We start from the raw sequence: 18,298 nt of genomic DNA on the forward strand, positions 1-18,298 counted from the left end.
CAGTCAATTACATAACCGGCAAGCGAGATACGCTCACCCGTTGTTCAAATCTGTTAGCTGGCGGTACACTTATTCACCGCGTTCAGTGCGATCGAAAAAACGCCCCAGCGTTCCCAACTCCCGGGTACGGGGGATGGCGGGCAGACTCTTGATAAAGGTGGCGCCGTAAGGTTTGTTGACCATTCGTGGATCACAGATCACCAGCACCCCGTGATCACTGCGATCACGAATAAGCCGTCCCACCCCCTGTTTGAGGGCAATCACCGCCTTGGGCAACTGCAGCTCGGCGAAGGGATCCCCCCCCTTGAGTTTGCAATCATCCACCCGCGCCTTGAGCTGCGGATCATCAGGGCTGGCAAACGGCAGTTTGTCGATGATAACACACGACAACGCCGCCCCTCTCACGTCGATCCCCTCCCAGAAACTGCTGGTCGCCACCAGCACGGCGCGGCCATTCTCGACAAACTCCTTGAGCAACCGCTGCTTGTTATCCTCCCCCTGCAGCAAGACGGTGCGACCAATTTCCCGGCGCAGCACCTCAGCCACCTGACGCATCACCTGATAGCTGGTGCAGAGGAAGAAACAGCCCCCCGGTGTCTTGTTGATAAGCGGGATCATCAGATTGGCCAGCTGCTCGCCACGGCCAAAGGCGTTGGGCTCCGGCAGATAACGGGGCACACAGAGCCGCGCCTGCTCGCCATAGTCGAACGGACTGTCGAGGATCAGCTCGGCGCTGCCCGCCAGCCCCAGCTCGGCCTTGAAGTGATCAAAACGCATATCCACCGTCAGGGTGGCGGAGGTGAAGACCCAGGCCACTTCCGGTCTTTGCACCTCGGCACTGAATCGCTCGGCCACCGACAGCGGCGTCAGATTGAGGGTGAAATGAAGCCGTGAGCAGTCGTACCAGTAGGAGAAACCGGTCTGGTTGACCGCCAGCACTTCACCCAGGCGGGTGCGCAGTTCACTGATTCGCTCGAAGGCGTGATCCAGCTGCTCGCCCCGGCCGAGAGCCAGTTTGAGCACCTCGTAGCAAAGCCCGATGGCGTCGTTAAGACGAGCCAGAGCCTGCCCCCAGAGCGGCTGGCGCAGCATGTCGCGGGTATTACCGCGACCGCCATCCACCCCGAAGGCGAGACGCAGATCCTGACTGGCGATAGCGAGCCGGTCTGCCGCCTTGCCGAGCTGGGCCATGTCGTGAGCTTCAGCCCGATAGGCCAGCTGGATATCCTGTGCCAGATCCTGAATGGTGCGGCTGCCCACCGATTTGCCGAAGTAGTTGGTGGCGATCTCCGGCAGCTGATGTGCCTCGTCAAACACATAGACTTGCGCTTCGGGCACCAACTCGCCAAATCCGGTGTCTTTCACCGCCATATCGGCGAAGAAGAGGTGGTGGTTGATCACCACCACCTGGGCGTCCATGGCTCGGCGACGGGCTACCACCAGATGGCAGTCGTCGTAATAGGGGCAATCGCGACCGAGGCAGTTGTCGTTGGTGCTGGTGACGTGGGCGAGGATCTCGGCGTTCTCCTGCAATCCCGGAATATCCCCCACATCGCCGTTATCGGTGGCGGTGGACCAGGATTTGACCTTCACCAGATCGTTCAGGATCTCAGGCTTTTGCAGATGGGATTCGCTCAAGAGCCGGTTCATCCGCTCGATGCAGAGATAGTTGCTGCGCCCCTTGAGCAGGGCCACCGGCGGGGTGTAGGAGAGTGCGCCTGTGATGGTCGGAAGATCCCGATAGAAGAGCTGCTCCTGCAGGTTCTTGGAGCCGGTGCTGATCACCACCCGCTTGCCGGACTCCAGCGCAGGCACCAGATAGGCATAGGTCTTGCCGGTACCGGTTCCTGCCTCAACCAGCAGACGGCCACCACTCTTGATGGCGCGCGCGACCGCTTCGGCCATCTCCAGTTGGGGAGCGCGGGCTTTGAAACCGTCGATATGGCTGGCCAGAGGGCCATCTGGCTTGAACAGGGTCTGGATGGTCAAAAGGGCGTCCCGCAGCAAAAGCGGCCATTATGCCAAAAGCGCGGCAAAAGCGGGACAGATAATCTGCCTAGACGAACAGATCGATCTGATGCTCGGGATCCGGCTTGTGATCGCCTTCCTCCGCCTTGGGCTGATCACGCTTGGCGGGCGTGCTATACGCCTGCTGGCGCTGCTGGGAGTCACTGTTGTCAGTGCTGGTCTTGCGCAGCTGGTGCTTTTTGCTGATCTGGTTCACTTCCCGCTTGATCTCTTCGCTGCCGGGCGCAGCAGGCGCCCGGGGCAAAATGGGGAACAACAGGTCCTGGCTGGGCATGATGGCTACTCCTGCAGGGGTTATTGTCTAGTTATCGACCAGAAAACCGTTTTCGCCACTTTAATCGATCAAATCACGATTTCGGGTTGCATTTTCTGTCAAGGCAGGTAGTTTAAATCAGGCGTCAATTACGACATTTGATTTTGTAAAGGATTGATTACATGAAGTTCACCACCCTGAAGACTCATCACCACCATCATCATCCCGACTAGTCTTTCAGGAGGTTGACTGCTGGAAGACACTTAACTGGTGACTTCCAAAAGGACCGCAAGATTCATAAACCCTCGGAAGCACCCACTTCCGAGGGTTTTTTCGTTTTTGACTAGAAGGAAATCGAGCAAATGGAAACACAACGTCTGCGTATCGCCATGCAAAAGTCCGGTCGTCTGAGCCAGGACTCCCAGGCCCTGTTCAAGAGCTGTGGCCTCAAGATCAACCTGCGCGAGCAGCGCCTTATCGCCCATGTCGAGAACATGCCCATCGATATCCTGCGGGTGCGTGATGACGACATCCCGGGGCTGGTGATGGAAGGGGTGGTCGATCTTGGCATCATCGGCGAGAACGTACTGGAAGAGGTGCAGCTTATTCGCGCCTCACAGGGCCTGCCGTTCGAGGTCAAAACCCTCAAACAACTCGATTTTGGCGGCTGCCGCCTCTCGCTGGCGGTGCCAGAAGATGTGACCTACACAGGGCCAGAAAGCCTGGCCGGCAAGCGCATCGCCACCTCCTACCCCGGGCTGCTCAAGCGCTTCTTTGACGAAAAGGGGCTCGGCTTCAAGAGCGTGATGCTGGGCGGCTCGGTGGAAGTGGCACCCCGTGCGGGTCTGGCCGATGCCATCTGCGATCTGGTCTCCACCGGCGCGACCCTGGAGGCCAATGGCCTCAAAGAGGTAGAGGTGATCTACCGCTCCAAGGCGGTGCTGGTTCAGGCCCCCAACCCCTTGTCTGATGCCAAGCAGAAGCTCATCGACAAACTGCTGCCCCGCATTCAAGGGATGCAGCAGGCCCGCGAGAGCAAGTACATCATGCTGCACGCCCCCAAAGACAAGCTCGATGCCATCACCGATCTGCTGCCGGGTGCCGAGCGCCCCACCATCATGCAGCTGGCCGGTGACACCAATCAGGTTGCCTTGCACGTCGTCTCCAGCGAGACCCTGTTCTGGGAGACCATGGAGCAGCTCAAGGCCCTCGGTGCCAGCTCCATTCTGGTGCTGCCCATCGAAAAGATGATGGAATAAGGAAGGGACATCATGCAGACCCTGATCTGGAAGACCCTCTCCCCCGCCCAGCAGGCCGATGTACTGACCCGGCCCGCTCTCAATGACGAGGCCGATATTGGCGCCGTGGTGCGGGATATCATCGCTGCGGTGCGCAGCCGTGGCGATGAGGCCCTGCGCGAGCTGAGCCTGCGCTTCGAGCGCGCCCCCCGTGAACAGTTGCGTGTTAGCGAGGATGAGATTGAAGCCGCCTGCGCGCGGCTGGATGGCGGCATCAAAAGCGCCATTGAAGCAGCGATTGCCAACATTCGTACCTTCCACGCCGCGCAAGTTCAGCCGGTAGTGCGGGTGGAAACCCAACCCGGGGTGGTGTGCGAGCTGCGCACCCAGCCCATCAGCCGGGTCGGCCTCTATGTGCCGGGGGGCAGCGCGCCGCTTCCCTCCACCGTGATGATGCTGGCCATTCCGGCGGCTATCGCCGGTTGCCGTGAAGTGGTGCTCTGCACCCCGTCCCCCGCCAGCGACGAGATCCTGTTTGCCGCCCGCGCCTGCGGGGTCGAGAAGGTGTTCGCCATCGGCGGCGCCCAGGCTATCGCCGCCATGGCGTACGGCACAGAAAGCATTCCCAAAGTGGACAAGATCTTCGGCCCAGGCAACGCCTATGTGACCGAAGCCAAGGGGCAGGTATCCCGCGACTGGCGCGGCGCCGCCATCGACATGCCCGCCGGCCCCTCCGAGGTGCTGGTGATTGCCGACGAGAGCGCCAATCCGGCCTTCGTTGCGGCGGATCTGCTCTCCCAGGCCGAGCATGGCCCCGACAGTCAGGTCGTGCTGGTGACCACCTCGCCGCTGCTGGCCGATGCCATCGCAGGGGAAATCAAGAGCCAGTTGGCCAAGTTGAGCCGCCGCGATATCGCCGCGCAGGCGCTCGGCAGCAGTCTGGTGATCCTCTGTGATGACCTGGCCGAGGCGTGTGCCATCTCCAACGCCTATGCGCCGGAGCACCTGATTGTGCAGACCCGCGCTCCCCGTGATCTACTGGATCAGCTTGAGAATGCCGGCTCCATCTTCCTGGGAGCATGGACGCCGGAATCGGTCGGCGATTACGCCAGCGGTACCAACCACACCCTGCCCACCTATGGCTATGCCCGCACCTGCTCGAGCCTGGGCCTCGCCGATTATCAGCGCCGCTACACGGTGCAGGAGCTGAGCGAGCGCGGCATTCAGGGCCTTGGCCCTATAGTCGAGCGCATCGCCCAGGCCGAGGGGCTTGATGGCCACAAAAATGCCGTCACCCTCAGGTTGAACGCCCTGGCCGCCACGTCCCAACCAACAGCACAGCAGAAGGATTTGTCATGAGCATTGCCAACCTGGCGCGCCGCGTGGTGCGGGCCCTCACCCCCTATCAATCCGCTCGCCGCATCGGCGGCAAGGGCCACGTCTGGCTCAACGCCAACGAGGCGCCGCTGGCCTATCCCTTCACCATTGAGGGCGGCCGTCTCAACCGCTACCCCGAGTGCCAGCCGGCCGAGGTGGTGAACGGTTATGCCGCCTACGCCGGAGTCAACCCCGATCAGGTGCTGGTGAGCCGCGGTGCCGACGAGGCCATTGAGCTCTTGATCCGCACCTTCTGTGAAGCGGGTGAAGATCAGATCCTGATCTGCCCGCCCACCTACGGCATGTACGCCATCAGCGCCGAGACCTGTGGCGTTGGCATCGTCGAGCAGCCGCTGACCGCCAGCCGCCAGCCTGACTGGCCCGCCATTGCCGATCGCCTGTCCGACGTGAAGCTGGTGTTCCTCTGCTCCCCCAACAATCCCACCGGAGATCTGGTGGGCCGCGACGGTCTCATCGCCCTGCTGGAGAAGGCGCGGGATCGCGCCATCGTGGTGGTGGACGAGGCCTATATCGAGTTCTGCCCCGAGGCGTCCGTGGTAGACCTGCTGGCCCGCTTCCCCAATCTGGTGGTGACCCGCACCCTCTCCAAGGCCTTTGCCCTGGCGGGGATCCGCTGCGGCTTTACTCTGGCCAGTCCCGAGGTGATCGCCATGCTGGCCAAGGTGATCGCACCCTATCCCATCCCCGAGCCCATCGCCCAGATCGCGGCGCAGGCCCTCTCCCCCATGGGGCTGGAGCTGATGCAGGAGCGAGTGGTAGAGCTCAACAAGCAAAAAGCCGCCTTCAAGGCAGAGCTGGCAAAGCTGGCCTGCGTAAGGGAAGTGTTCGAAGACAAGGGCAACTTCGTGCTGGTGCGCTTTGTGGATGGCGCCGCCGTCTTTGCCGCCATGAAGGCCGCCGGCATCATACTGCGGGATTTCTCCAGCAAGCCGGGTCTGGACAACAGCATTCGCGTCACCATCGGCTATCAGGGCGAGATGGATGCCGTGCTGGCGGTATTGCGTGATCTGCCCTCTCCCTCTTTTTAAGACAAGGATGTAGCGATGAAGACCCCGTTTTTGTTTATCGACCGCGACGGCACCCTGATTGAAGAGCCGGTGACCGACAAGCAGGTGGACAGCCTCGCCAAGCTTCGCTTCGAGCCCATGGTGATCCCGGTGCTGCGCGAGTTGCAGGCCGCTGGCTACGTGCTGGTGATGGTGACCAACCAGGACGGGCTGGGTACGGCCAGCCTGCCGCTGGAGAACTTCCAGCCCCCCCACGACCTGATGATGCACCTGTTTGAATCGCAAGGGGTGAACTGGGAGCAGGTGCTGATCTGCCCGCACTTTCCCACCGATGGCTGCAGCTGCCGCAAGCCCCACCTCGGGCTGGTGAAGGAGTATCTCGCCTCCGGTCGCATCGACTTTGCCAACTCCTTCGTGATTGGTGACAGACAGACCGATCTGCAACTGGCCGACAACATGGGCATTGGCGGGATCCGCTACCACCCGCAGGATCACGACTGGCTCGCCATCCGTGATCAGCTGTTGTCCAAGGGGCGCGTAGCCTCAGTGGAACGCTATACCAAGGAGACCCGCATCCAGGCGGCAGTGGATTTAGACAAGAGCGGCGGCAACCAGATCGCCACCGGCATCGGCTTCTTTGATCACATGCTGGATCAGATTGCGACTCACGCCGGTTTCCAGCTCAAGCTGAACGTCAGCGGCGATCTGCATATCGACGATCACCACACGGTGGAAGACGTCGGACTGGCGCTGGGTCAGGCGCTGCGTCAGGCCCTTGGCAACAAGCGCGGCATCGGCCGTTTCGGCTTCGTGCTGGCGATGGACGAGGTACAGGCGGTGATCGATGCGCGCCCGCTGACCGAGCAGGAGGTGAGCACAGCGCTGGATCTCAGCGGTCGCCCCTACTTCGTATTTGACTGCCCGAGCGGCTTTGGTCGCGACAACGTGGGCGAGATGGCCACCGAGATGGTGCCCCACTTCTTCCGCTCGCTGTCGGATGCCATGGCCATCACATTGCAGATGAAGGTGGGCAGCGGCAACACCCACCATCAAGTGGAGGCGCTGTTCAAAGGCTTTGGCCGCGCCCTGCGTCAGGCCATTCGGGTGGAAGGGAGCGAGCTTCCCTCCAGCAAGGGAGTGCTGTGATGGATGTGAGCAAGCAGAAGCTGGTCATTATCGATACCGGCTGCGCCAATCTGGCCTCGGTCAGGATGGCGTTCGAGCGCCTCGGCGTGCAGCCGCTGGTCTCAAGCCAGGCCGCCGATATCGAGCAGGCGGACAAGCTGATCCTGCCCGGCGTCGGCACCGCGGTAGCCGCCATGAAGAACCTCAACGAGCGCGGGCTGGTACCCCTTATTCGTGCCGCCAAGCAGCCGCTGCTGGGCTTTTGCCTCGGCATGCAGATGCTGGCGGAGGCTTCCGAAGAGAGCATGGGTACGGATGACTCGTCAGAGCGGCTTATCGACTGCCTTGGCATAGTGCCGGGCAAGATCCGGCTGATGGAGGTGGACAATCTGCGCCTGCCCCATATGGGCTGGAACCAGATTGAGCATGACGAGACCCATCCTCTGCTCAAGGGGATCCCGAGCGGCAGCTACTTCTACTTCGTGCACTCCTATGCGCTGGAGGTGACAGAAGCGACGCTGGCGACCTGCGACTACGGCCAGCCGTTTACCGCCATCGTCGGTGGGGTTGCAGAGCACAGCAACTTCTTTGGCGCCCAATTCCACCCGGAGCGCTCAGGCGCAGCCGGTGCCCGTTTGCTGCAAAATTTTCTGGAGCTGTGACTAGCATGATCATTCCCGCAATTGACCTTATCAACGGTCAGGTGGTTCGCCTCTATCAGGGGGACTACGAGCAGAAGACCGAATACAGCAGCAGCCCGCAGGCCCGCTTCGATGAATATGTCTCCCAGGGGGCGGTGCAGCTCCATCTGGTGGATCTGGACGGTGCCAAGGATGCCAAGGCGCGCCAGCTGCCCCTGCTGACCCAACTGCTGTCGGCCACCGAAGCACCGGTGCAGGTCGGTGGCGGCGTTCGCACCGAACTGGATGTGGCGGATCTGCTGGCCGCCGGCGCCAGCCGGGTGGTGATTGGCTCCACCGCCGTCAAATCCCCGGATCTGGTGGCGAGCTGGATGGAGAAATATGGCCCCGAGCAGATCGTGCTGGCGCTGGACGTCAATATCGATGAGCAGGGCAATCGCCATATCGCGGTAGCAGGCTGGCAGGAGAACAGCGGCGTAACCATCGAGGCACTGATCGAGCGCTTCCTCCCCGCCGGGCTCAAGCATGTGCTCTGCACCGACATCAGCCGTGACGGCACCCTGGCTGGCACCAACGTCGAGCTCTATCGGGATCTCTGCGCCCGCTACCCGAGCGTCGCCTTTCAAGCCTCCGGCGGCATTGGCGGCATCGCGGATATCGAGGCGCTCAAGGGCTCCGGCGTCAAGGGGATCATCCTTGGTCGCGCCCTGCTGGAGGGCAAATTCTCGGTAGGTGACGCCATCGCCTGCTGGCAAGCCCCCGCAGCCGATACCACAGGAGGCAACTGATGCTGGCAAGACGCATTATCCCCTGCCTCGACGTGAAAGATGGCGTGGTGGTCAAAGGGGTGCAATTTCGCAACCACGAGGTGATGGGCGGCATTGTCGAGCTGGCCCGCCGCTACGCCGAAGAGGGTGCTGACGAGCTGGTGTTCTATGACATCACCGCCTCCAGCGATGCGCGGGTGGTGGACAAGAGCTGGGTGAGCCGGGTGGCGGAGGTGATCGATATCCCCTTCTGCGTTGCCGGTGGCATCAAAAGCGTCGAAGACGCCCGCCAGATCCTGGAATTTGGCGCCGACAAGGTCTCCATCAACTCTCCGGCGCTGGCCGATCCGACTCTGATCAGCCGACTGGCCGAGCGCTTTGGCGTACAGTGCGTGGTGGTGGGCATTGACTCCTACTTCGACGCCGACACGGGCCACTATCAGGTCAAACAGTTTACCGGTGACGAGAGCCGCACCCGCACCACCGCCTGGCACACCCTCGACTGGGTGCAGGAGGTGCAAAAGCGCGGCGCAGGTGAAATCGTGCTGAACGTGATGAATCAGGACGGCATGCGTCAGGGTTATGATCTCGATCAGCTCAAGCTGGTTCGCGGCGTCTGCAAGGTGCCGCTGATCGCCTCCGGCGGCGCCGGTGCCATGGCGCACTTTCGCGATGCCTTCACCCTCGCCGATGTGGACGGGGCGCTGGCCGCCTCTGTGTTCCACAAGGGCCTTATCCCCATTCCCGAATTGAAACGCTGGCTGAAAACCGAAGGAGTCGCCATCCGTGAATAACTTCTCTGATAACACGCAAACAACCGCCAGCGCGCGCCCCCTTGCCGAGCAACTCGACTGGGCTAAATGTGATGGCATGATCCCTGCCATCGTCCAGCACGCCGCCAGCGGCGAGGTGCTGATGCAGGGCTTTATGACCCGCGAAGCGTTGGAAAAGACCCAGACCACAGGTCAGGTCACCTTCTTTAGCCGCAGCAAACAGCGGCTCTGGACCAAGGGTGAAAGCTCGGGCAATGTGCTCCAACTCGTGGCCATCAGCACCGATTGCGATCAGGACTCCCTGCTGATTGCCGCCAACCCCGTCGGCCCCACCTGCCACAAAGGGACAACCTCCTGCTTCCATGGTCACCCGCTGCCACCGCTCGGTTTTCTGGCAGAGCTGGAGCAGGTGCTGGCTGCCCGCAAAGGGGCCGATCCGGCCACCAGCTACACCGCCAGCCTCTACGGCAAAGGCACCAAGCGCATCGCCCAGAAGGTCGGTGAAGAAGGAGTTGAGGTGGCGCTGGCCGCCATGGCCAAGGATCGGGAGGAGCTCATTAACGAATCCGCCGATCTGCTCTACCACCTGACCGTGCTGCTGCAAAACGAAGGGTTGGGATTACAGGATGTGGTACAGCGGCTTAATGAGCGGCACAATAAATAAACTGATAATAAAGCCGGGTTATCCCGGCTTTATTTAGTCAAGATGCACGGCCAACTCAACTAAATTCTTATACGTTGTTAAACGTCGTTCCAACTGTGACAGCTCTTTTTCTGCCAAAGTAGAACTCTCTTTTACTGTTAACTTACGACATTGACTTGAATATTCTTTTACTAAATCTAGAAGTCGATTCGAATAACTATAATCTAGTGCTGGATTTAGCATACTTTTATATGACGCCACCAACAGTTCCTTTAAAGAAACATTATACTCCTTGTCTTCGAAGGGGTTTCGATATTTACCATCACCCATAAACTCTATATGAGTACCCATGGAGCTTTCTGCCTTTATAAAACAAGAAAAATTTTGTTCTACATATTCATTGATTAGAGCGTTAAAGCCTTTTAGCTTAGGGTGATTATCTGTAGTAGGCATTTTTCCATCCACTACAGCTCGATAATCTTCATTGTTTTTCTCGCACAGAGAAAACAGATAAACAAGAAAAATCAGATTTATTGTGCAACCTTGGTAATTGACGATGGAAGCAATCATTCGGTCCAACACTTGCTCTGTTCTTCTTAAGCTCAATGAAAAATGATCACAGACAGCTGTTAATACATTTACCAACACTTGACTATCAGTTATTTTCGGCCATGCATTGATATGCTCAAAATGCAATTTTTTATCTACAATTGCCTGCTGAATAAACTCTCGCCTAGAGATACTGCCTAACGTAAATCGTCTATGAAAAAATCGTCCAAGATAGCTTTCTGCATCAAAACCATCGCCATAAATGACCTTGATAGCATGCTGCAACTGCTCAGTATCTGTTGCCAGTACAAACACCACCCCGGGAATATCAAAAATATGTTTGATGGTCTCCAGCATTTCTACAGCATAAGAGGGACGACAACGATCAAGCTCATCTATCAAAATAAATGCGGGATAATCCAGTTCTCCTTCACTTAAACCAACAGCTCCCTCAACCCATTGCCGGATCTCTTGTTTAAGAAACTGGATAGATTCATAACGCTCTTTGTGATTGCTACAAAGTGTATCAACCAGCTTATCTGCGTCTTCTCCTTCCACAGAAAAGTCACTATCTTCCCATCCAGCTTTTTTAATGGCTGACTTGAGTACCAATTTTCCGCCTACCTTGAGCAAACCCAATAGCTTGGGCTTGATGCCATCAGGTATGGAAACCTTATTTCCTGTTGCATCTTTCAATTGATCGATAATCGACGAAATCACCGTCAATAAGGGATCATCGGAAAAGTCCTGCTGCCAGGCGTCGATATAGACGGTGGGATAGTGCGCTTTCAGCTCCATATACCAGCGCTTGATAAACCAGGTTTTACCCGCCCCCCACTCGGCATTGAGGTTGAGCACATAGTTGCGCTGCTTGCCTTCGGCGGCGAGGTAGTTGGTCAGAAATTCGGCATAGCGGGCGCGATCCAGCCGATCTGCGCTCAAACTCTCTTCGCTACCCGCAATGGCCCCCGGCCCGTCCCACTGAACTGCGTCATTCCAATTAAACGGTGCCACTACCATCTCGTATCTCTCCATATTGCGTTGCTGGAGATGATATCAGGGACACCGAGGAAATAGTTTGACTAAAGACCTGTTCGTTACCCTTTTTGCCACTCGGGGAGGTTTATTTAGCTGTTGTTCAACTTCTCTGTCGAGAGCCGATGATACGGGGTCGATACATGGTGGCAAGCTATCTCAACAACCATGGACTCAACTGATTTCCTTTGATTTGCTAAGAGGTTACAACCATGTGACATAACGCAGAACCTGCGGAAATAAATGAGAAATATGCCGTGAAGAGTGCTTAATTTAAAGCAGTTGATGCACGTTGGCCTCGCGTTCAGCCAACCCATCACAGCGACCCAAGGATGGCCAACTTCATGAAGGATGAACCCTTCTCCACCCGATTGCAGCACGAGCTGGATCACCTCAGATCCATCTTTAACGAGATGGGGGCTTACCTCTTTACCAAGGATCTGGATGGCCGTTATATCTATGCCAATCAGGCTGTGCTGGATCTCTTTGGTTGTACCCTGGCCGAACTGCAAGGCAAGGATGATCGCGCCTTTTTTGACCTCGACTTCTCGGAAGATCTGAGACGAAATGATCGTCAGGTGCTGGAGCAGCAGGTCGCCATCGCCCGGGAGGAGATCAACTACCTCAAACCCACGGGAGAGAAACGGGTCTACTGGAGCGTGAAAAAGCCGATGTACGACCGGGATGGCACGCTGATCGGTCTGTGCGGCATCTCCACCGATATCACGGAACACAAGCTGATTGAGGCCCGTATGGCCGAGCAGCATCAGTTGCTGGAGATCATCCTGGCCAACGTGGATGCCCATATCTATATGAAGGACAGCCAGCACCGCTTTCTCTACGTCAATCAGAAGGTGTGTGCCCTGCTCGGTTTACCCGCCGAACAGATCATCAACCGCAGCGATAATGAGCTGTTCTCCCCACACGGAGCCAACCAGCTGTGGCAGCTGGACAACCGGGTGTTCGAAACGGGTGAGCTGCAAGCCGGTGAAGAGTCACTGACCGATACCGAAGGCAAGCAACATTACTACTGGTCTGTCAAAGTCCCCTTCAAGCTGGCTGATGGTACCCCCACCCTGATCGGTATCTCCTCCGATATCACCGAGCTGCACCAGCTCAAGGAACAACTGCAATATCAATCGGTTCGTGACAGCCTCTCCGGACTTTATAACCGCCGTTTCTTCTTCGAGGTGTGCGAAAAGAACCTGAGTATGAACATGCGCCACCAGCTCACCTCGGTGCTGATAGTGCTGGATGTGGATCAGTTCAAATGCATCAACGATCGCTACGGTCACCCGCTGGGCGATCAGGCGCTGATCCATCTGGGCAGGGTGATGCAATCGGTGCTGCGCAGCGAAGATGTGCTGGCCCGCATCGGCGGTGACGAGTTTGCCATCTTGCTGCCCAACACCACCCTCTCGGCCGCAGCATCTCTGGCCGAGCGGCTGCGCCTGCAGGTGATGCAAAGCCCGCTCCCCCTGCCCGATGGGGATAAGCTGATCATCACCATCAGCGCCGGACTGGTGGAAAATGGCGAAGGGGAGCTGATGGAGAGCCTCTACGCCCGCGCCGATCAGATGCTCTATCAGGCCAAACAGAGCGGTCGCAACTGCGTCGCTTGCAAGGCTCCCTAGCCATACAACGGGAGGGCCAGCAGCCCTCCAGACCCCTTGTATCTCCCTCCTATGAATTGCTGTGCTGGCTCCTTACGAACAGACCGCTACCCCAGCTGTTTGCGCAGCACGAATTTTTGCACCTTGCCGGTCGAGGTCTTGGGCAACGGGGTGAAGATGATGCGTTTGGGGGCCTTGAAGTGGGCCATCTGCTCACGACAAAAGGCGATCAGCTCCGCCTGGGTAGTCTCTCGCCCCTCTTTCAATTTCACGAAGGCGCAGGGTACCTCCCCCCACTTCTCATCGGGCATGGCGATCACCGCCGCTTCGTCCACATCGGGATGGCGATAGAGCACATCTTCCACCTCCAGACTGGAGATATTCTCCCCGCCGGAGATGATGATGTCCTTGGATCTGTCCTTGATCTCCACATAACCATCCGGGTGCCATACCGCCAGATCGCCACTGCGAAACCACCCCTCCGCCATCGCCTCGGCGCTGGCCGCCGGATTTTTTAGATAGCCCTTCATCACCACATTACCGCGCAGCACTATCTCCCCCATGGTTTTGCCATCCTTGGCCACCGGTTCGCCACTGACCGGATTGATGACCCGCATCTCCCCCTGCAGAGGCGACGCAACCCCCTGGCGCGCCTTGAGGCGGGAGAGCGCCGTGGCATCCTGCCCTTGCCAGCTTCTTTGCGGCTCGCACAACACGCAGGGGCCATAGGTTTCGGTCAGGCCATAGACGTGGGTCACGGCGATCCCCATCGCTTCCATCCCAGCGATCACGGTGGCGGGGGGCGCAGCGCCAGCGGTCATCACCTTGATGGGGTGATCCAGCCCCCGCTTGAGCGCCGGATCGGCATTGTTGAGCATATTGAGCACGATGGGCGCCGCGCAGAAGTGGCTCACCTTGTGCTCGTGCAGCGCCTCATAAATGGCGGCCGCCTGCACATGGCGCAGGCAGACGCTCACCCCGGCGGTGGCCGCCAGCGTCCAGGGGAAACACCAGCCGTTGCAGTGAAACATCGGCAAGGTCCAGAGGTAGACGGGATGTTTGGGCAGCTCCCAGGAGAGTACGTTGTTGATGGCGTTGAGGTGAGCGCCGCGATGGTGATAGACCACACCCTTGGGGTTGCCGGTAGTGCCGGAGGTGTAGTTAAGGGAGATGGCCTGCCACTCATCCTCTGGCAACCAGCCGGGTTCATCGCCGTTACCAGTGGCAATAAAGGCCTCATAGGTCAGTTCACTGACAAGCGCCCCTTCCCGGTAGAGGGGATCGTCGATGGCGATGACCAGCGGTTGGCGCTCCAGCAGATCCAGCGCCTTGCGCACCACGGCGCCGAACTCCCTGTCCACCAGCACCACCTTGCTCTGGGCATGCTGGAAGATAAAGGCCATCGACTCGGCATCGAGCCGGGTATTGATGGTGTTGAGCACGGCGCCGCTCATGGGCACCCCGAAGTGGGCTTCAAACATCGCCGGGATATTGGGCGCAACGATGGAGACGGTATCCCCCTCCCCGATACCGCTAAGCCGCAGGGCCGAGGCCAGCTGGCGGCAACGGCGGGCGGTCTCGCCCCAGCTCTGGCGCAGCGGGCCGTGGATCAGCGCCGGATAGTCGGGATAGACCCGCTCCGCCCGCCCCAGAAAGCTGATGGGGGTCAGGGCCTCGAAATTGGCGGCGGTTTTGGCAAGGTCGCGCTCATAGATGTTCTGCACTGTCATCGGATTCCTTCCTCACAGGTGGCACAAAACGGGCAGTTTCGGGATGATTCAGAGATCAGACAGCGACATAGGCATCCTGCCCGTCACTGGTCTCTTATGGGGATGACAGCCTAACAGCGAGCCTGCGGCGACAGGTATTAGCAAAACGTCTTAGACAGGGGCAGCCTGCTGCCAACAGGGGTTCCCTGTTTTCGTTGCAAAAAATATTTCGTTACTGGAAAGCGTGCCATTTTTTTCACAGGCTGTTTTTGGCGAATAACGAAAAATGACGATAGTGGAATATTATTCCGTCAAAGCTGCCTTATATGTCATTTCATTCATCTCGGCACGCACTATTTTCATGACCTTTATTTAAGGCAAGCTGCGTAAAACGAAAGCTGAAATAGTTATTGCATAATAACTTTTATTTCATATCAGCTGTTAAATCCATGGAAAATAAATTTTGTGAGCCATCCCATAAAGCGAGCATGGCACCATGTTCATCCAGCCGCGCACGGGTTACGGTTACAACGTGAAACAATCTACCGGATGTCCAATATCAGGCCAGATTTCTCGCCAATCACTACGCAATACACAGTGAATTTGCGTACCTTGGATGTATGACGCAGAAACCCTATCGACCCGATATTCCGCCGAGCCCAAACCTGCTTTATCAAGGAGCATTTTATGTGTGCCGTGCCGAATACCACACCACGCAGACAATTTCCTACTGCATTTACCATTCTGTTTCTTATTATGTTGCTGGCCATTGCGCTGACCTGGATAATTCCGGCGGGCGCCTATGCCAAACTCTCTTATAATCCGGCCAGTGAAAGCCTGATGGTCAATAGCCCACAGGGGGAAATAAGCCGACTTCCCGCAACCCAGGATGCCCTGGCAAAACTCAATATCAATATTGCGGTAGAGCAATTTACCAACGGCACCATCCGCAAGCCCATCGCCATTCCCGGCACCTATGCACGGCTGGAGCAAGCGCCCAAGGGGCTCGGTGACGTGGCAGTCAGCATGGTCAAGGGCACCATAGAGGGGGCGGATATCATCGTCTTTATTCTGGTGCTCGGGGGGCTGATCGGCGTCATCAACAAGACAGGTGCCTTCAGTGCAGGGCTGGTGGCGTTGTCGCGCAAGACCCGGGGCAACGAGTTCCTGTTTGTGGCGCTGGTCTGCTTCGTAATGGCGCTGGGAGGCACCACCTGCGGACTGGAGGAAGAGGCGGTCGCCTTCTACCCCATACTGGTGCCCATCTTTCTGGCGCTCGGCTATGACTCCATCGTCTGCGTAGGGGCCATCTTCCTCGCCGCCTCCATGGGCACCACCTTCTCCACCATCAATCCCTTCTCGGTGGTGATCGCCTCCAATGCCGCTGGCATTCCCTTTACCGAGGGGCTGATCTTTCGCGCCATTGGCTGTCTGGTGGGTACCCTGGTGGTGATCGGTTATCTCTACTGGTACTGCAAGAAGATCAAGGCCAACCCGGCCTTCTCCTACACCTATGAGGACAGAGAGAGCTTTCGCGCCCGTTTTCTCAAAGAGGGCTCTATGGACGAAGGGGTGCCCTTCACCCTGCGCCGCAAGATCATTCTGACCCTGTTTATCCTCGCCTTCCCGCTGATGGTGTGGGGCGTCTCCATGGCCGGTTGGTGGTTTCCGCAGATGGCAGCCTCCTTCCTGACCATCGCCATCATCATCATTTTTATCTCGGGTCTCAAAGAGAAAGAGGCGGTCGAGGCCTTCACTCAGGGGGCGTCGGAGCTGGTGGCGGTGTCGCTCATCATCGGGCTGGCACGGGGGGTCAATCTGGTGCTTGATCAGGGGATGATCTCGGACACTATTCTGGCCTACGCCTCCGATCTGGTCTCCGGCATGCATGGCGCCGTGTTCGCGGTGGCGCAGATGCTGGTGTTCACCCTGCTGGGGCTGGTGGTGCCCTCCTCCTCCGGGCTCGCAGTGCTCTCCATGCCCATCATGGCGCCGCTGGCAGATACCGTGATGATCCCCCGCTATATCGTGGTGTCGGCCTACAACTGGGGGCAATACGCCATGCTGTTCCTGGCCCCCACCGGACTGGTGCTGGTCACCCTGCAGATGCTCGGCATCCAGTTCAACAAGTGGGTCAAGTTCGTGCTGCCCATGGTGGGCTTTGTGCTGGGATTTGGCGCTCTGATGCTGGTGGCGCAAGTGATGTTGGCCTGATGGGCCTTTGATATATGAGTGACAACACCCCGTGCCTGGCGCGGGGTGTTCTTTTGTCAGCCTTAGTGGCGCACCCGCCCCTGCTGGCGGAAGCAGTAGAGTTTAAGGCTGATGTCGGCGATATCGGCGGGCAGCTCCTCTCCCTGCTCGGGCAGTGGCCGGTAGAGGGATGAGAGCAGACGTTCGGCCTGCTGCGCCGTGATGATGTTGGCCTGGATGGCCGGGGTGATCCAGCTGGGTAACATTGACATATCTCCCCCTCGTTGATCCGGTGATCTCGGGTGAACGTCTTCATATCAGGTCTTACGCGGTTGTCTGCCGACCCGTTCACCCTTTGCTTCACCCAATCAAAGCAAAATGCTTGCCGTGACCTCTTATCGGCCAACATCCGATGGGGCTGGAGCCATTTATCAGCCACTTGCGTGGCCTATCCAACGGTAGAGGGCACTGGCACACGCTTACCCTTGACCTCCATTCGTCAACCCTTTGCCGCTTTTGCGTTCTGCTCACCGCCCGCCTTGCAAATTGCGACTCGAATTGCTCCTTATCACACTGGCAGAGTCCACCATACGCCGGAAACCGGTCACTTTTAGTCCGTTGTCGCCAAAGCCAGACACTTTTTCGGTGTGACTATTTTTTGACCTTGCCAGCGCCTGTCGCAGACCCATCCCCCGCGCCTTGTCCGGCCAACCGGTTGTGACAAGATGGCGCCAGATTGGAACAGCCCGTATGGGTATGCAGGAGAACAACAAGATGAACAGATCCATGATGGCAGGTATCGGTATTGGCATCGCCTCGGCCCTGGCGCTCTCGGCAGCGGCCAGTGGCTCGCTCTTTACACCACAACCCACCTTTGCCGAGGTGATTGCCAGCAAGCCGATCACCGAGACCATCAAGACCCCCAGACAGGAGTGTCGCAACGTCACCGTGACCCACCGCAAACCGGTACAGGATGAGCACAAGATCCTCGGCACTGTGGTGGGCGCAGCACTAGGCGGCGTGGTTGGCCACCAGTTTGGCGGCGGCAGCGGCAAGAAGGTGGCCACCGCTGCCGGGGCGGTCGCAGGGGGTTATGCCGGCAATCAGGTGCAGGGCAATATGCAGGCGGGCGATACCTACACCACCACCGAGCAGCGCTGCAAAACCGTGCAGGATACGAGCGTCAACACCATAGGTTATGACGTGACCTATCGCCTCGCAGGTCAGGAGGGGGTGATCCGCATGAAGCAAGCCCCCGGTGCAACCATTCCGGTCAAGGATGGCAAATTGGTGATCGACCAGCCAAAAGTGTGATGTCTCTTGGCC

16 protein-coding genes and 1 other annotated feature are annotated in these 18,298 nt (G+C 58.3%); of the genes, 11 read left to right on the forward strand and 5 right to left on the reverse strand.

The genetic code is table 11. The features are described 5' to 3' along the window. Nucleotides 1–69: 69 nt before the first annotated feature. Together G5168_RS00570 and G5168_RS00575 are read right to left on the reverse strand one after the other, a co-directional pair. Nucleotides 70–1,989 carry an ATP-dependent DNA helicase gene (locus tag G5168_RS00570; RefSeq protein WP_421251681.1) on the reverse strand — a complete coding sequence of 640 codons (1,920 nt, stop codon included), beginning with the start codon at nt 1,987–1,989 and terminating at the stop codon, nt 70–72. Between the two features lie 67 nt (nt 1,990–2,056). Beyond that, nucleotides 2,057–2,302, reverse strand: a complete 246-nt coding sequence (locus tag G5168_RS00575) for a hypothetical protein (protein ID WP_005336755.1) — start codon at nt 2,300–2,302, stop codon at nt 2,057–2,059. 187 nt (nt 2,303–2,489) lie between these two features. Further along, nucleotides 2,490–2,614 (forward strand) — a sequence feature (His leader region). Between the two features lie 29 nt (nt 2,615–2,643). Between G5168_RS00575 and hisG the strand changes: the two genes are divergently transcribed. The 8 genes from hisG to hisIE are packed head-to-tail and all read left to right on the forward strand — an operon-like array spanning nt 2,644 to nt 9,894. Beyond that, entirely contained in the window at nt 2,644–3,540 is an 897-nt protein-coding gene (gene hisG, locus G5168_RS00580; protein WP_071910208.1) for an ATP phosphoribosyltransferase, read from the forward strand. A gap of 12 nt (nt 3,541–3,552) precedes the next feature. Beyond that, entirely contained in the window at nt 3,553–4,878 is a 1,326-nt protein-coding gene (gene hisD, locus G5168_RS00585) for a histidinol dehydrogenase (RefSeq protein WP_421251682.1), read from the forward strand. Further along, nucleotides 4,875–5,945: a histidinol-phosphate transaminase gene (gene hisC, locus G5168_RS00590; protein WP_421251683.1), complete on the forward strand. Its 1,071-nt coding sequence runs from the start codon at nt 4,875–4,877 to the stop codon at nt 5,943–5,945. The genes hisD and hisC overlap by 4 nt, the downstream gene beginning before the upstream one ends. Before the next feature lie 15 nt (nt 5,946–5,960). Beyond that, nucleotides 5,961–7,070: a bifunctional histidinol-phosphatase/imidazoleglycerol-phosphate dehydratase HisB gene (gene hisB / locus G5168_RS00595; protein ID WP_421251684.1), complete on the forward strand. Its 1,110-nt coding sequence runs from the start codon at nt 5,961–5,963 to the stop codon at nt 7,068–7,070. After that, nucleotides 7,070–7,711: an imidazole glycerol phosphate synthase subunit HisH gene (gene hisH / locus G5168_RS00600; protein ID WP_421251685.1), complete on the forward strand. Its 642-nt coding sequence runs from the start codon at nt 7,070–7,072 to the stop codon at nt 7,709–7,711. Before hisB ends, hisH begins: the two co-directional genes overlap by 1 nt. Nucleotides 7,712–7,716: 5 nt before the next feature. Beyond that, nucleotides 7,717–8,478: a 1-(5-phosphoribosyl)-5-[(5-phosphoribosylamino)methylideneamino]imidazole-4-carboxamide isomerase gene (gene hisA / locus G5168_RS00605; protein ID WP_236398436.1), complete on the forward strand. Its 762-nt coding sequence runs from the start codon at nt 7,717–7,719 to the stop codon at nt 8,476–8,478. Further along, nucleotides 8,478–9,251: an imidazole glycerol phosphate synthase subunit HisF gene (gene hisF, locus G5168_RS00610; RefSeq protein ID WP_058056834.1), complete on the forward strand. Its 774-nt coding sequence runs from the start codon at nt 8,478–8,480 to the stop codon at nt 9,249–9,251. Before hisA ends, hisF begins: the two co-directional genes overlap by 1 nt. Then, nucleotides 9,244–9,894 (forward strand): bifunctional phosphoribosyl-AMP cyclohydrolase/phosphoribosyl-ATP diphosphatase HisIE, encoded by a 651-nt coding sequence (hisIE, locus tag G5168_RS00615; protein ID WP_421251686.1) that lies wholly within the window; start codon nt 9,244–9,246, stop codon nt 9,892–9,894. Before hisF ends, hisIE begins: the two co-directional genes overlap by 8 nt. A gap of 33 nt (nt 9,895–9,927) precedes the next feature. Here the strand turns inward: hisIE and G5168_RS00620 are convergent, their stop codons facing one another. After that, entirely contained in the window at nt 9,928–11,442 is a 1,515-nt protein-coding gene (locus G5168_RS00620; RefSeq protein WP_227340601.1) for a KAP family P-loop NTPase fold protein, read from the reverse strand. 359 nt (nt 11,443–11,801) lie between these two features. Between G5168_RS00620 and G5168_RS00625 the strand changes: the two genes are divergently transcribed. Next, a complete protein-coding gene (locus tag G5168_RS00625; protein ID WP_421251687.1) occupies nt 11,802–13,091 on the forward strand; it encodes a sensor domain-containing diguanylate cyclase in 1,290 nt (429 codons plus the stop codon). An 86-nt stretch (nt 13,092–13,177) separates the two neighbouring features. On the opposite strand, the gene G5168_RS00630 is transcribed toward G5168_RS00625, so the two are convergent. Beyond that, nucleotides 13,178–14,800 carry an acyl-CoA synthetase gene (locus G5168_RS00630; protein ID WP_257687535.1) on the reverse strand — a complete coding sequence of 541 codons (1,623 nt, stop codon included), beginning with the start codon at nt 14,798–14,800 and terminating at the stop codon, nt 13,178–13,180. Between the two features lie 666 nt (nt 14,801–15,466). Between G5168_RS00630 and G5168_RS00635 the strand changes: the two genes are divergently transcribed. Further along, nucleotides 15,467–16,993, forward strand: a complete 1,527-nt coding sequence (locus tag G5168_RS00635) for a YfcC family protein (protein ID WP_201910884.1) — start codon at nt 15,467–15,469, stop codon at nt 16,991–16,993. Between the two features lie 62 nt (nt 16,994–17,055). Here G5168_RS00635 and G5168_RS00640 read toward each other — a convergent pair whose 3' ends face one another. Continuing rightward, nucleotides 17,056–17,244, reverse strand: coding sequence for a hypothetical protein (locus G5168_RS00640; protein WP_106843660.1), 189 nt, complete (start codon nt 17,242–17,244; stop codon nt 17,056–17,058). 502 nt (nt 17,245–17,746) lie between these two features. Here G5168_RS00640 and G5168_RS00645 point away from each other — a divergent pair. Then, on the forward strand, nt 17,747–18,286 hold the full coding sequence (locus tag G5168_RS00645; RefSeq protein ID WP_026035120.1) for a glycine zipper 2TM domain-containing protein: 540 nt from the start codon (nt 17,747–17,749) through the stop codon (nt 18,284–18,286). Nucleotides 18,287–18,298: the final 12 nt, after the last annotated feature.

Origin of the sequence: Aeromonas sp. 600724, from assembly GCF_049175135.1 — a bacterium.
Taxonomy (GTDB): domain Bacteria; phylum Pseudomonadota; class Gammaproteobacteria; order Enterobacterales; family Aeromonadaceae; genus Aeromonas; species Aeromonas veronii_A.

Excerpts from the sequence above, each read along its gene's own strand:
- G5168_RS00575 (WP_005336755.1), bottom strand. The coding sequence starts at position 2,302 with ATGCCCAGCCAGGACCTGTTGTTCCCCATTTTGCCCCGGGCGCCTGCT.
- hisG (WP_071910208.1), top strand. The coding sequence starts at position 2,644 with ATGGAAACACAACGTCTGCGTATCGCCATGCAAAAGTCCGGTCGTCTG.
- hisD (WP_421251682.1), top strand. The coding sequence starts at position 3,553 with ATGCAGACCCTGATCTGGAAGACCCTCTCCCCCGCCCAGCAGGCCGAT.
- hisC (WP_421251683.1), top strand. The coding sequence starts at position 4,875 with ATGAGCATTGCCAACCTGGCGCGCCGCGTGGTGCGGGCCCTCACCCCC.
- hisB (WP_421251684.1), top strand. The coding sequence starts at position 5,961 with ATGAAGACCCCGTTTTTGTTTATCGACCGCGACGGCACCCTGATTGAA.
- hisH (WP_421251685.1), top strand. The coding sequence starts at position 7,070 with ATGGATGTGAGCAAGCAGAAGCTGGTCATTATCGATACCGGCTGCGCC.
- hisA (WP_236398436.1), top strand. The coding sequence starts at position 7,717 with ATGATCATTCCCGCAATTGACCTTATCAACGGTCAGGTGGTTCGCCTC.
- hisF (WP_058056834.1), top strand. The coding sequence starts at position 8,478 with ATGCTGGCAAGACGCATTATCCCCTGCCTCGACGTGAAAGATGGCGTG.
- G5168_RS00620 (WP_227340601.1), bottom strand. The coding sequence starts at position 11,442 with ATGGTAGTGGCACCGTTTAATTGGAATGACGCAGTTCAGTGGGACGGG.
- G5168_RS00625 (WP_421251687.1), top strand. The coding sequence starts at position 11,802 with ATGAAGGATGAACCCTTCTCCACCCGATTGCAGCACGAGCTGGATCAC.
- G5168_RS00630 (WP_257687535.1), bottom strand. The coding sequence starts at position 14,800 with ATGACAGTGCAGAACATCTATGAGCGCGACCTTGCCAAAACCGCCGCC.
- G5168_RS00635 (WP_201910884.1), top strand. The coding sequence starts at position 15,467 with ATGTGTGCCGTGCCGAATACCACACCACGCAGACAATTTCCTACTGCA.
- G5168_RS00640 (WP_106843660.1), bottom strand. The coding sequence starts at position 17,244 with ATGTCAATGTTACCCAGCTGGATCACCCCGGCCATCCAGGCCAACATC.
- G5168_RS00645 (WP_026035120.1), top strand. The coding sequence starts at position 17,747 with ATGAACAGATCCATGATGGCAGGTATCGGTATTGGCATCGCCTCGGCC.